The following is a 12,135-nucleotide window of genomic DNA, read 5'->3' on the forward strand; positions in this document are numbered from 1 at the left end:
GGCCTTGGCGGTGAGGACAGGCCATTCGCAGGCGCCATTCGCGGCATCGACCCGAAGATCGACTCGTCCAGCCGGCTGGTGAACATCCGGGCGGAAGTCGCCAATCCCGATGGCAAGCTGACCCCCGGCCAGTTCGTGCAGGTGCGTGTCGAGCTGCCCGAAGAGCAGAACGTGCTGACCCTGCCGCAGACGGCGCTGACGACAAGCCTCTATGGCGACTACATCTTCGTGGTGCAGCCGGCCAAGCCTGCCGAGGCGGCCCCAGCCAAGCCGGAGGAAAAACCCGCCGCGCCGTCAGCCGACAAATCGGCGGAAGCCAAGCCTGCGGACACCAAGCCGGCCGATGCCATGAAGCCGGCGGCTGATGCAGCCAAGCCTGCCGCCGATGCGGCAAAACCAACCGACAAGGCTGCCGATCCGGCCAAGCCGGCGGCGGAAGGTGACCAGCCCGCGCTCGTGCTGTCGCAGGTGTTCGTCAAGCCCGGCCGCCGCAATCAAGGCATGGTCGAGATCGTCGAGGGGCTGAAGGCCGGCGACGAGGTCGTCACCGCCGGCCAGAACCGCCTCTTCAACGGCATGTCCGTCGTTGTGGACAACACCATCGACCCGACCAAATCGGCGAACAAGCAGGCCGAACAGCAATGAGCTTTTCAGATCTCTTCATTCGCCGGCCTGTTCTTTCGACGGTCCTTGCCTGCATGATCCTGCTCCTGGGTTTCCAGGGCATCTTCAACCTGTCGATCCGGCAGTATCCGAAGGTCGACGAAACCGCGATCACCATCACGACGGCCTATCCAGGCGCCAGCGCCGATCTGATCCAGGGCTTCATTTCCGCCCCGATCGCCCGCGCCGTCGCCTCGACCGAAAACATCGACTACGTCACCTCGTCCAGCCGCCCGTCCTCCAGCACCGTGACCGTGCAGATGAAGCTCGGCTCGAACCCCGACGTCGCGCTGACCGAAGTCCTGTCCAAGGTCCAGGGCGTGCGCGGCACCTTGCCGGACGCATCGAAGGACCCTGTCATCGTCAAGGGCACCGGCCAGCAGTTCGCGATGATGTACATCTCGATGCAGAACCCGAACATGACGAAGGAGCAGCTGACCGAGTATATCGAGCGCGTCATCAGGCCGCGCATGTCGACGGTCGAAGGCGTCGCCGACGTGCAGATCTTCGGCGCCCAGGAATACTCGATGCGCGTCTGGATCGATCCGGTCAAGCTTGCCGCGCGCGGCGTGACGGCCTCCGAACTGCTGACGGCGATCAACAATTCCAACTTCCTGTCGGCGCCCGGCAACACCCAGAACGAGTATGTCGTTTCCTCGATCACCGTACGCTCGACATTGCAGACGCCGGAGGCATTCGCCGAGCTGCCGCTGCGCTCGACTGACGGCAATGTGGTGCGGTTGCGCGACGTGGCTCGCGTCGAACTCGCGGCCGAGAACACCGACACCCGGGTCTCGTTCAACGGCAAACCCGGCACCTTCCTCGCCATCTTCCCGACGCCGGCGGCCAATCCGCTGACCACGGCGGCTGCGCTCACCAAGCTGGTGCCGCAGATTCAGGAGACGCTGCCGAAAGGCATGACGATCGAGGTCGTCTACGACGCGACCGGGCAGATCAGCGCTTCGATCGAAGAGGTGTTCAAGACCATCGCCGAGGCGGTTGCCATCGTCATCGTCGTCATCCTTCTGTTCCTTGGCTCCTTCCGGTCGGTGATGATGCCGATCATCACCATCCCGTTGTCGCTGATCGGCGTCTGTTTCCTTTTGTTTGCGGTGGGCTATTCGATCAACCTGCTGTCGCTGCTGGCCATGGTGCTGGCGATCGGCCTGGTCGTCGACGACGCCATCGTGGTGGTGGAGAACATCCATCGCCATATGGAAGAAGACCACATGTCGCCGATGCAGGCCGCGTTCAGCGGTATGCGCGAAATATCGTCGGCCATCATTGCCATGACCATGACACTGGCCGCCGTGTTCGCGCCGCTGGCCTTCACCGGGGGCCTGACCGGCGCATTGTTCCGTGAATTCGCAGTCACGCTCGCCGGCTCAGTGGTGCTGTCGGGCGTCATCGCCATCACCATCACCCCGATGATGTCGGCACGCCTCCTGAAGTCCGGCACGCCGGGCCGTTTCCAGCGCATTGTCGACGGCGCCTTCGCGCGCGTCGAGCATGTCTATGAACGCGCCGTCACCGGGTCGCTCAATTATCGCCCATTGACGCTGATCATCGTGCTTGCGCTTGTCGGCGTCACCGGCTTCATGTTCACCAAGACCTCGAGCGAACTGGCGCCGGAAGAGGACCAGGGCTTTCTGCTCTCGATTGTGACAGGGCCGCGTTATGCGACCTCCGATTACACCGAGACATATGTCAACCAGATCCTCGGCCTGGTGAAGGATATTCCCGAAACACGGGCGCAGTTCTCGGCCGTCGCCTTCGGCGGCACGACAAACAGCGCCTTCGTCGGCTATGCCTTCAAGGATTGGGCGGAACGCAAGCGCAATTCGAAGGAACTGCAGGCCGACATCACGGCCCGTATCGCCAAAGTGGCTGGCGTCGAGGCCTTCGTCTTCGCGCCGCCGACGCTGCCCGGCTCTGGTGGCGGCCTGCCCATTTCCATGGTGGTGCGATCGACCGGCGCTTCCTCGGAAGTGTACGAGGTGGCCGAGCAGATCAAGAACAAGGCGCAAGCCTCCGGCCGCTTCATCGTCGTGCAGAATTCGATGGCCTATGACGCACCAGAGGTGACGGTGACCATCGACCGTGATCGCGCCGCGGCGTTGAACCTGCCGATCGCAGATATCGGCCGCACGCTGACCTTGCTGGTCGGCGGCGCCGAAGTGGCGCAGTTCGACCGTGACTCCAACAGCTACGACATCATCCCGCAGGTGCCGCAGGAGTTTCGCGACAACCCCGATAAGCTCGGCGAATACTTCGTGCGCAGCGTGACGGGCGAGATGGTGCCGCTCTCGGCGGTGGTCAAGATTTCGAACAATGCGGCGCCGGCGGCAATCGAGCAGTTCAACCAACTGAATTCGTCGACGATTTCGGCGCTTCCGTTGCCCGGCGTCACGACTGGCGACGGGCTGAAGGCGCTGGAGGACATCGCCCAGGAGAGCCTGCCCGACACCTTCTTCATCGACTATTCCGGTCAATCGCGACAGGAAAAGGAACAGGGCAACACCATCCTGATCGCTTTCGCGGCCGCCGTTGTCGTCATCTATCTGGTGCTGGCGGCGCAGTTTGAAAGCTTCCGCGACCCGCTGATCATCATGATGGCGGTGCCGCTGTCGATCTTCGGCGCGATCGTGCCGCTCAATCTCGGCCTCGGCACGCTCAACATCTACACGCAGGTCGGCCTGATCACACTGATCGGTCTGATCACCAAGCACGGCATCCTGCTGGTCGAGTTCGCCAACCAGCAGCGTGAAAAGCATGGCATGCGGCGGCGCGACGCGATCATCGCCTCGGCCAAGGTGCGCCTGCGGCCGATCCTGATGACGACAGCGGCGATGGCCCTCGGGGTGGTGCCGCTGATTACGTCCAGCGGCGCTGGTGCCGCGGCCCGCTATTCGATGGGCCTGGTCATCTTCACCGGCATCCTGGTCGGAACCCTGTTCACGCTCTTCGTTGTGCCCATGTTCTACACCTTCATCGCCAGCAAGGACCTGCCTCATTTGGCGGAGAAGCCGGATCCCAAGCTGATGCCGGCACTGCCGAGCTAAGGCGGTCGAGGAATTCCCGCTCGGAAATGGGCAGGACAAATAGATGGAAGCAAAAGAAAAGAGGCCGGGAATTTCCGGCCTCTTTTCTTTTTGGCTGGGCTCGATACCCCGGTTCGAGCTTTGCTCGATACCGCCGGTTTGCGCTGTACTCAATACCCTGGTTCGAGCTGTGCTCGATACCGCAGCGTTTTCCGGCGGGAGCCTTGAACACGGCGCGGCAGCATGCTGACGCGCCGGTCACAGCCTGCTACTTGACGATGACGATGCTGGTGTTGGTCGCCCCGAAGGTTTCGACGAGCTGGTAGAAATCGGCGGCGTTGTCGGGGTGCAGCCGTACGCAGCCATGTGAAGCCGGCTGGCCGAGACGCTTGATCGCATAGGTCGCGTGCACCGCATAGCCGCCGCTGAAGAAGACCGAGTGCGGCATCGGGGCGTTGTCATATTTCTTCGAATACCACATTTCATGCATGCGGGTCGGCTTGAACGAGCCGGTCGGCGTCACATGGGCCCGGTCGCCGGTGGAGACTTTCCAGGCGAAGGTCGGCCGGCCGTCGACGGAGACTTCCATGATCTGCTGCGATAGCGAAACGCGCGCCACGATCTTGTTGGCGGCGTGCGCCGCACCCGAGCCGGCGCCGAGCAGCAGTGCTGCACCAGTCAAGGCAGCAGCGGTGATGTTGATAAGCTTGGCGGAAATGGCGGTATGCATGATGAAGTCCCCTCTCTCTGCCGGTTGGTCCGGCTCCAATTCGATGGCCGCTTATCCCAACGTCATGTTTCGAGAAGATTTCGCAAAATGCTCGCTTCTGTTTCGAATCTGTTTCCACTGGTTAACAAACGTCCCTCTTATAGATGGGTTGGACACGCTCGGCAGGCCCCGCCAGCAAAGACCAGCGGCAGGAACATGAGTATCCGCCTTCAAACGAAAGTGCGAATTGGCATCATGTGAAAGAACAGTCGTCGACATCGAAACCAACCTGCAACAAAGCGCGGCTCCAAGCGGCATGATCCGGATACGGGGTGCGAGCAAAGTTGACGCAACGAAAACAGCCGGAAACGAACATGGGAACGAAATCGAACGCGCTGTCCTGGCTTCTCAGGATCAGCATCGCGGCGGCGGTCATCGGCGGCGTCGGCACGGTTGCCGGCACCCCGCTGACAAGCCTCGGCGCGATGACATCAGGCGAGATTTCGACGCTGCATGCCGCACTGTTTTTCGCCACGGTCTGGATTGTTTCCAGCCTGCGCATCGCCCGGCTAAAGGCCCTCTGGCGGGTCGGCCTTAGGCTGACGGGTTTGCGCGGCGCCTCCGGCAACTTGCTGCCGAGAGGACCGAAGGCCCGCGCCGCGACGGGGGGCTCCGTGGGCGGCGCGGGCACTTCGGGGGTATCCTGAAGAGACCCGCAACAGGTTCATTTTTGAAGATCTGGCATGGGGAACTGCGACGATGAAAACGAAATTCGCTGCTTCGGTGCTTTCCGCACTGCTTTACGCCCAGGGCCTGCTCGGCTTTGCCGGTCTTGCTACCGTGCTGCTCAGGGACCGCGCCCATGCAAGCGAACTCACCATGGGCAGTGACATGCCGGTGGGGCCATCGCTTCTGCTGGTTCGCTGAGCGTCAAGAGCATCGGGCCCAGAGACGGAAAATCCGATGCCTGACAAAAGGGATTGCGCCAGTACCCGGCGGTCAGTCGGCGAATTGCCGCGGCGGATCGAACCGGTAGCCGGCGCCACGTATTGTGGTGATGGTGTCGGTGTCGAGCTTGCGGCGCAGCCGCACGATGCGCGAATCGATCGAGCGATCGAAGGCGTCGGCGTTTTCGGCCGGTGCCGCGGCGATGATGTCGTCGCGCGTGAGCACCTTGCGCGGACTGGCCAGGAACAACCTGAGCAGCGCCACCTGGCCGGGCGAAAGCTGTTCCTCGGAGCCGGAACGATGCATGACCATGGCCGATCTCAGATCGACGGTCGCGTTCTCCAGCACGATCAGTTCCTGGGTGCCCCTGCCGCGGCGCGAAAGCAGGCCGCCTACACGAGCGGCCAGTTCACGGACATTGAGCGGACTCTCGACGACGTCGGCCGCACCAAGCTCCAGCGCCAGCACCTTGTCGACGAGATCCGCCGGCCGGCAGATCAAGATGAAATCCGGCCCGCCCTCGCCGCCTCCTGCTTGGTCGCCATAACGTCTGAGCAGATCCCGCCCCTCCGCCTGGCTGAGGCTGTCGCCGACGACGACGACGTCGATGCCCTTTCCCGACAGCAGCGATTCGGCCTCCCAGGGCTGACGTGCCTGATGCACGTCGTGGCCGCGCCGCTCGAGATGGTCGGCGAGTTCGGTCGCCACCACTTCGGCTACCGAAACGAGCGCAATAACGGATCGTGCGGCCATCTTTTCCAACCGTTCCCTGGCAACCCGGATATGAGTGCTGGACATGATGTTTATACCCAATCTACTTTCCACTGAAAGTGGGAGCGAAAGCATCGTGCGGGCAAGAATTGTCATAGTCGAGGATGAGCCCGACCTCAGGGACGCGGTCGCCGAATATCTTGGCGCATCCGGCTATGACGTGGCCACCGCTGAAAGTGCTGCCGCGGCGCGCAGCCTCGTTGAAACGCAATCGTTTCATCTCGCCATTCTCGACATCGCCATGCCCGGCGAGGACGGCCTCTCGCTCGGCCGCTGGCTGCGTTCGAAACTGCCGATCGGCATCATCTATGCCACCGCGGCCGGCACCGCGCTCGACCGTATCGTCGGGCTGGAACTCGGTGCCGACGACTACATCGTCAAGCCCTACGAATTGCGCGAAGTGCTGGCCAGGGTCCGCAGCGTGTTGCGCCGCGTTCCCCAGCCGAAGGAACTCCAGGACAAGAAAGCCGGGACGGATCGCCGTTCCGTTGCCTTCGGCCCCTTTCAGGCCGACCTTGACGGCAGGCTGGTCACCGGCGCCAATGGCGCGGTGATCGACATGGCCAAGAGTGAGTTCGACGTGCTGGAGATTTTCCTCACCCGCGCCAACCGGCTGCTGACCCGCGCCGCTATCTCCGAGGCGATCGGTTTCACCGAAGATCCGGAATCGTCGCGCGCCGTCGACATCCGCATCATGCGGCTGCGCAAAAAGATCGAGGCCGATCCCGCCAATCCGAAATTCCTGCGCACGGTACGCGGCGAGGGCTATATCTTCTCGCTGCCGACCGGCGACGGCAACTGAGCACCGGGCCAGAAGGATTCGGTTGCTCGCCAGCCGGAATTGGCACGACTCCGAATTGGCGCGACTCCGGAATGACAGCACAAGATGATCGCTGAAGCAGCAAGCACCGATATGCAAGGGTTCAGGCAGGGCGCGGCGATGGCGGCCGTGCGCGTCGTTCGCCGGCTGCGCGAGGCCGGCGACTGGCAGCGCGAGATGGACGGCATACTGGAAACGCTCTGCCGGGCCATGGATTGCCAGCGCGGCATCCTGTTTCGCTTGCGCGAACTGCCAGGCCAGGGCTTCGCCCAATCCGTCGCCGCCTATTGGATCGACCCTCTTTTCGGCGGCGAACTGGCGTCGCCAACCGTCATCATGCAATCGATCGTCAATTCCGACCCCCTGCTGGAGCGGCTTGCCGAGGACGAGAGGCAAGGCAAGATCTTCGCCGGCCATACGCGCGACCTCGAAGGTTTCCTGAGGACCGATTTCGAGAAGCAGAACATCAAGTCGTTCCTCTCGGTCTCGGTCTTCGCGCATGGCCATCTCTGGGGCACGTTGGCGGTCAATGACTGCGTCAGCGAGCGTGCATGGACCGACGAGGAAGAGGCGACGCTGCACATCATCGCGCTCGCTATCGGCGACGCTATCGAGCGCTCGCCCTCCGACGCCCATGCCAGCGAGGTCATTCGCCGGACTATGCTGCAGGCCTCGCTTGATGCCATCGTCGTCATCGACGAGACCGGCTCGATCATCGAATTCAATCCGGCCGCCGAGAAGATGTTCGGCTTCCAGCGCAGCGACATTCTCGGCAAGGATCTGCTCGATACGATCGTGCCGATCTACTACCGCAAGGGCTATGCTTCGGGGGCCGAATACATGTCCGGCCGCGGCGCGCCGATGGTCGGCCAAAGGCTCGAGACGGTGACCCAGAATGCTGCCGGCGAAGTGTTCCCGATCGAGCTGACGGCGACCGAGATGCGGGTCGCCGACCGCCGCCTGATCTTCGGCTCCATCCGCGACCTGCGCGACAAATTGCGTGCGGAGGAAGAAATCGGCCGGCAGCGCGAGAAGCTGCACCAGAACGAGAAGATGGCGGCGATGGGTTCGTTGCTGGCCGGCGTATCGCACGAGCTCAACAATCCCCTGGCAGTGGTTGTGGCGCAATCGACGCTGCTGCACGAATTCGCTTCCGATCCGCAGACCAAGGTGCGCGCCGAGAAGGTGCGCGCCGCGGCCGAGCGCTGCGGCCGCATCGTCAAGAGCTTCCTGTCGATGGTCCGCCTCCATCCCGCGGCACAGGCCGAGACCGACCTCAACCAGGTGATCCGGTCGGCACTTGAAGTGACCGCTTATGGCGCGCGCTCAAGCGGCATCGTCATCGACACCGATTTCGCCGCCGGCCCGCTGCTGGCCATGGCAGACGCCGACCATGTGACGCAGGTAGCGGCCAACTTCCTCATCAACAGCCAGCACGCCTTGGCTGGCATTGCCGGTGACCGGCTGATCAAGGTGCGGACGTTCCGCAGCGACCGCGGTCACCCCTGCTTCTCGGTCGAGGACAATGGGCCCGGCGTGCCGGAAGCGATCCGCGGCCGCATCTTCGAATCCTATTTCACCACCAAGCCGGTCGGCGTCGGCACCGGCATCGGCCTGTCGATCTCGAAATCGATCATCGAGCGGCACAATGGCAATGTCTGGTTCGAGGAAGTGCTCCCGAGAGGCGCGCGTTTCGTCGTCCAGCTGCCGGCCATCGTGGCCGGCCTCGCCACCGCCGGCGATAACCAGCCGCGATCAAGCGGCCTGCGCCATGCCTTGATCATCGATGACGAGCCGGATGTCGCCGGCTCGCTTTCCGACATTCTCGAACTGATGGGCATCAAGTCGCGGATCGTTCCTGTCTGGGAATCGGCCGCCGCCACGTTGAGCGGCCACATGCCGCCGGACATCGTCTTTTCGGACCTGCGCATGCCCGGCGTCAGCGGCATATCGATCTATCGCGAGCTGCTCGCCGAAAAGCCTGACCTGGCGCGGCGTTTCGTGCTGGTTACAGGCGACCTGATCGGTGCGAAAGCCGAAATCGAGGCCCTGCCGGCACAGCAGCGGCCGCAGATCCTGGAAAAGCCGTTCAGCACGCTGGATGTGCGCAGTGTTCTGTCCGCCATTGCCGAACAGGCGGCCTTTAAAGGATAAAAAAGAGGCCCCCGGGGGCGGGGGCCGAAGAAGAGCGCGCTGGAGGGAGCGCTCGGGGAGTCCAGAGCATGATCCCAAAACGGGAACGGTTTCGGATCAGGCTTCGACAAAATCAGAAAATATTCGGCGTGTCGGCCAACGGTGCGGCAGTGGCGATCATGCGGATGGCGCGGCTCTTGTGTGTTCCGGACTGTTCGGCGATTGCGCGCAGGCAGTCGATACTCTCGGCACCCCAGGTCTGGCCCTTGCAGGCGAAGTCGGTCACCGGTACCGGCAGACGCGCGGTCCTGGTCGTCGTCTGCGCGCCGTCGATGAGATTGGACGGCGGATTCAACGAAGCGAAGGCCGGCCCGATTGTCGGCGTGAACGCCATGCCGACGAAGGCGCAAGCAGCCAGCACCATGAACATCGCCATGGGGTGGTCGCTGGCCCGCTGGCGCAGCGCCAGTTTCGGACGGCGGTCATTGCGCTCTGGAGCCTGAAGGCGGCTCTCGCCGCGGATCGTCTGGATTTTCGCATGCATTGCCTTCCCCTTCGCTGAGTTTCTTTTGGCGGTGAAATGAACTTATCCGCACTTTGTAACGACGATGGGGTGGCGAAGGACTGGCACTGTAACCAATTCGAAACAGCATTCGGGCGAAGTCGGGCAAAATCGGGCATAGCTTCGACGGCGCTCGGGCTTGAGGCGCAACATGACCCGATCTTGCCAAACAGTTTTTCGAAAAGACCAGGCTCAGACCGAAGCTTGAAGCTCGGCAATGATCTTGTGCGCGGCGATACGCCCGGCAATGATGGCGCCCTCGACATACCCCGGAAACGACGGCGAGAGTTCTGAACAGGCGAGATACACCGGCGGTGCGCCGGCAAGGATCGTCCGCTCGGCATCTCTTGCTGTCACGTCGACAACAAGATCGCTGTACGCGCCGCCGCTCCAGCGATCTCCTACCCAGTCACGCAAACTGAAATCGATGACATCACCGGCACTCCGGCCAAGGGCTGCCTCCAACCGGCCGGTCACCTCCGCACGCAGTTCCGGCTCGCCGAGGTCGCGCCAGCGCAGCGCGAGCGACCCGCCGACGAACACGACGAGCGCGGCATGCTCCGCATCCTTGCCGGCGTCGCAGGCAAACAGCCCCGGCGGATCGAGCCACATCACCATGCCGTTCAAATCCCGCCCGCGCCAAAACGGTTTGGCATAGCGCACCAGGATCTTGATAGCCGCGCCGCTTTTCCAGGCGCCGAGCGCCCGCCCCAGTCGGGCTGGCAAGGCGGGAGCAAAGGCGAGCTCCGTAACCGTCGCCGGCGGGACGGCAACCAGGACCGCGCGCGCCTCGATGGCACCCCCGGCCGAAACGACAAGAACACCTTGTGAACTGTGCTCGATGCGCGTGACCGGCTCGCTCAGCCGCAACCGATCGCCAAGGTCGCGGGCCAGATCGTCGGCCAGTGAATGCCTGGTTTCGCGCACGAAATATTGCAGCTCCGGCACCTCGTTGGTGACGCGTCGGTCATTGTCGATCAGATACCAGAGAGGAATCTGGTCCAGCGCCATGCACCAGAGACCTTCGATCATCGAACGGAAGACGGCCCTGGCGTCGGCCGAATCGCGCTGGCGGGCAAGCCAGTCGGCAACGGTCAGTCCGGCAATCGAGACGTCGTCCGGATCGATCCCGTTCATGCGCTCGCGGATTGCCATTGCCGCGTCATAGATCCGCTCTGCTCGTTGTACGGACATCGTCGGCTGGGTGATGAAATCGCCATCGACATAGGTTTCAACCAGCGTCTTGCCGCGCGCCTCGATCAGCGCCATCAATTCCGGCATGTCCTCGCACAGGAACTGGCCGCCACTATCGATCCGTTCGCCAAGTCCGTTCAGTCGGGACTCGACGCGTCCGCCGACCCGGTCGCGTGCTTCGAGCAGAATGAAATCGATGTCGGCCTTCTTCATCTCGAGCGCCGCCGACAGGCCTGTGAAACCCGCACCGACGATGACGACATCGGTTCGCTCGAATTCGCCGCCCTCATCCGTGAAGGTCTTCAGCATTGCCGGCTATCCACCCAATCGCATCCGGCTTCCACCGACGAAGTATGTCCTTGTCGACATATGCCGGCGGGCCGCACACGCCATGCCGCAGGCTGTCTCTAACCTATCGTTTTCTCGAGCATATTGAGCCAGTTGCGATAGGCGATTTTTTCGATCAGTGCGCGGCCGAAACCGCGTGCCGCCAATGCATCGATCAGCTTCGGCAGGCCGGCGACATCCCCGATGACGGCCGGGATCATGGCGCCGTCGAAATCGGAGCCAAGACCAACGCCGTCCTCACCCAGCGCCTGCAGCAGCGAATCGATATGCCGCACCATGATGTCGAGGCTTGTGTCGGCATTCATGCGACCATCCTCGCGCAGGAAGCCGGTTGCGAAGTTCAGCCCGACCATGCCGCCGGTTTCGCGAATCGCGCCGAGCTGCCAGTCGGTCAAGTTGCGCGAATGGCCGCATATCGCGTGCACGTTGGAATGGGTCGCGACCAGCGGCGCATCGCTGAGCGCCGCGACATCGCGAAAGCCCTTCTCGTTGAGATGCGAGAGGTCGATCATGATCTTCAGTTGGTTGCAGGCCTTGACCAGCGCCTTGCCGGCATCGGTGAGGCCGGGGCCGGTGTCGGGCGAGGACGGGAAGCGGAACGGCACGCCGTGGCCGAAGGCGTTCGGCCGGCTCCAGACGATGCCGAGCGAGCGCAGGCCGGCTTCATGCAGCACGTCGAGCATGGTGAGCTCGGGATCGATCGCCTCGACCCCTTCGATGTGGAACACCGCGGCGATCGAGCCTTGCGCCATGGCACCGCGCACATCGCCGGCGCTGCGGCAGACGGTGAGCGCTCCGGCCCGTTCCAGCCTGAACAGGATCGAGGCCATCGCGATGGTCGAGGTCAGCGCCTCATTGCGCGGAACCTCGGGCGGCAGCGGCTCGGCGGCACTCGGCGCCAGGGGCACGGCGCCGCGCCTGGATTTCTCGACAGGCGGCGGAAAGA

The 12,135-nt window shown here is 63.2% G+C and carries 11 protein-coding genes; 6 read left to right on the forward strand and 5 right to left on the reverse strand.

Annotated features, from left to right (window positions below; genetic code table 11):
- Positions 1-645, forward strand: a 645-nt coding sequence (locus EN750_RS04390) for an efflux RND transporter periplasmic adaptor subunit (protein WP_245482611.1), incomplete at its 5' end; no start/stop codon positions are given.
- A complete protein-coding gene (locus EN750_RS04395; RefSeq protein WP_127395725.1) occupies positions 642-3,725 on the forward strand; it encodes an efflux RND transporter permease subunit in 3,084 nt (1,027 codons plus the stop codon). The genes EN750_RS04390 and EN750_RS04395, both read left to right, overlap by 4 nt.
- Positions 3,726-3,972: 247 nt before the next feature.
- Here the strand turns inward: EN750_RS04395 and EN750_RS04400 are convergent, their stop codons facing one another.
- A complete protein-coding gene (locus EN750_RS04400) occupies positions 3,973-4,434 on the reverse strand; it encodes a L,D-transpeptidase (protein WP_023811018.1) in 462 nt (153 codons plus the stop codon).
- Between the two features lie 353 nt (positions 4,435-4,787).
- On the opposite strand from EN750_RS04400, the gene EN750_RS04405 reads away from it, so the two are divergent.
- Together EN750_RS04405 and EN750_RS04410 are read left to right on the forward strand one after the other, a co-directional pair.
- On the forward strand, positions 4,788-5,120 hold the full coding sequence (locus EN750_RS04405) for a hypothetical protein (protein WP_023811017.1): 333 nt from the start codon (positions 4,788-4,790) through the stop codon (positions 5,118-5,120).
- Between the two features lie 52 nt (positions 5,121-5,172).
- Positions 5,173-5,340 (forward strand): hypothetical protein, encoded by a 168-nt coding sequence (locus EN750_RS04410; protein WP_081738724.1) that lies wholly within the window; start codon positions 5,173-5,175, stop codon positions 5,338-5,340.
- A gap of 72 nt (positions 5,341-5,412) precedes the next feature.
- Here EN750_RS04410 and EN750_RS04415 read toward each other — a convergent pair whose 3' ends face one another.
- Positions 5,413-6,114: a response regulator transcription factor gene (locus EN750_RS04415; RefSeq protein WP_127395729.1), complete on the reverse strand. Its 702-nt coding sequence runs from the start codon at positions 6,112-6,114 to the stop codon at positions 5,413-5,415.
- A gap of 46 nt (positions 6,115-6,160) precedes the next feature.
- Between EN750_RS04415 and EN750_RS04420 the strand changes: the two genes are divergently transcribed.
- Both EN750_RS04420 and EN750_RS04425 read left to right on the forward strand, forming a co-directional pair.
- Positions 6,161-6,934 carry a response regulator transcription factor gene (locus tag EN750_RS04420; protein WP_174800345.1) on the forward strand — a complete coding sequence of 258 codons (774 nt, stop codon included), beginning with the start codon at positions 6,161-6,163 and terminating at the stop codon, positions 6,932-6,934.
- 84 nt (positions 6,935-7,018) lie between these two features.
- On the forward strand, positions 7,019-9,106 hold the full coding sequence (locus EN750_RS04425) for an ATP-binding protein (RefSeq protein ID WP_164873775.1): 2,088 nt from the start codon (positions 7,019-7,021) through the stop codon (positions 9,104-9,106).
- A 112-nt stretch (positions 9,107-9,218) separates the two neighbouring features.
- Here EN750_RS04425 and EN750_RS04430 read toward each other — a convergent pair whose 3' ends face one another.
- The 3 genes from EN750_RS04430 to EN750_RS04440 all read right to left on the reverse strand — a co-directional run.
- Positions 9,219-9,629: a hypothetical protein gene (locus EN750_RS04430; RefSeq protein WP_127271289.1), complete on the reverse strand. Its 411-nt coding sequence runs from the start codon at positions 9,627-9,629 to the stop codon at positions 9,219-9,221.
- 210 nt (positions 9,630-9,839) lie between these two features.
- On the reverse strand, positions 9,840-11,150 hold the full coding sequence (locus EN750_RS04435; RefSeq protein WP_127395727.1) for a flavin monoamine oxidase family protein: 1,311 nt from the start codon (positions 11,148-11,150) through the stop codon (positions 9,840-9,842).
- A gap of 98 nt (positions 11,151-11,248) precedes the next feature.
- A partial coding sequence (locus EN750_RS04440; RefSeq protein WP_127395728.1) for a dipeptidase occupies positions 11,249-12,135 on the reverse strand: 887 nt, incomplete at its 5' end.

Origin of the sequence: Mesorhizobium sp. M7A.F.Ca.ET.027.03.2.1 (genome assembly GCF_003999175.1) — a bacterium.
GTDB lineage: Bacteria > Pseudomonadota > Alphaproteobacteria > Rhizobiales > Rhizobiaceae > Mesorhizobium.

Excerpts from the sequence above, each read along its gene's own strand:
- EN750_RS04395 (WP_127395725.1), top strand. The coding sequence starts at position 642 with ATGAGCTTTTCAGATCTCTTCATTCGCCGGCCTGTTCTTTCGACGGTC.
- EN750_RS04405 (WP_023811017.1), top strand. The coding sequence starts at position 4,788 with ATGGGAACGAAATCGAACGCGCTGTCCTGGCTTCTCAGGATCAGCATC.
- EN750_RS04420 (WP_174800345.1), top strand. The coding sequence starts at position 6,161 with ATGTTTATACCCAATCTACTTTCCACTGAAAGTGGGAGCGAAAGCATC.
- EN750_RS04400 (WP_023811018.1), bottom strand. The coding sequence starts at position 4,434 with ATGCATACCGCCATTTCCGCCAAGCTTATCAACATCACCGCTGCTGCC.
- EN750_RS04410 (WP_081738724.1), top strand. The coding sequence starts at position 5,173 with ATGAAAACGAAATTCGCTGCTTCGGTGCTTTCCGCACTGCTTTACGCC.
- EN750_RS04430 (WP_127271289.1), bottom strand. The coding sequence starts at position 9,629 with ATGCATGCGAAAATCCAGACGATCCGCGGCGAGAGCCGCCTTCAGGCT.
- EN750_RS04435 (WP_127395727.1), bottom strand. The coding sequence starts at position 11,150 with ATGCTGAAGACCTTCACGGATGAGGGCGGCGAATTCGAGCGAACCGAT.
- EN750_RS04415 (WP_127395729.1), bottom strand. The coding sequence starts at position 6,114 with ATGGCCGCACGATCCGTTATTGCGCTCGTTTCGGTAGCCGAAGTGGTG.
- EN750_RS04425 (WP_164873775.1), top strand. The coding sequence starts at position 7,019 with ATGATCGCTGAAGCAGCAAGCACCGATATGCAAGGGTTCAGGCAGGGC.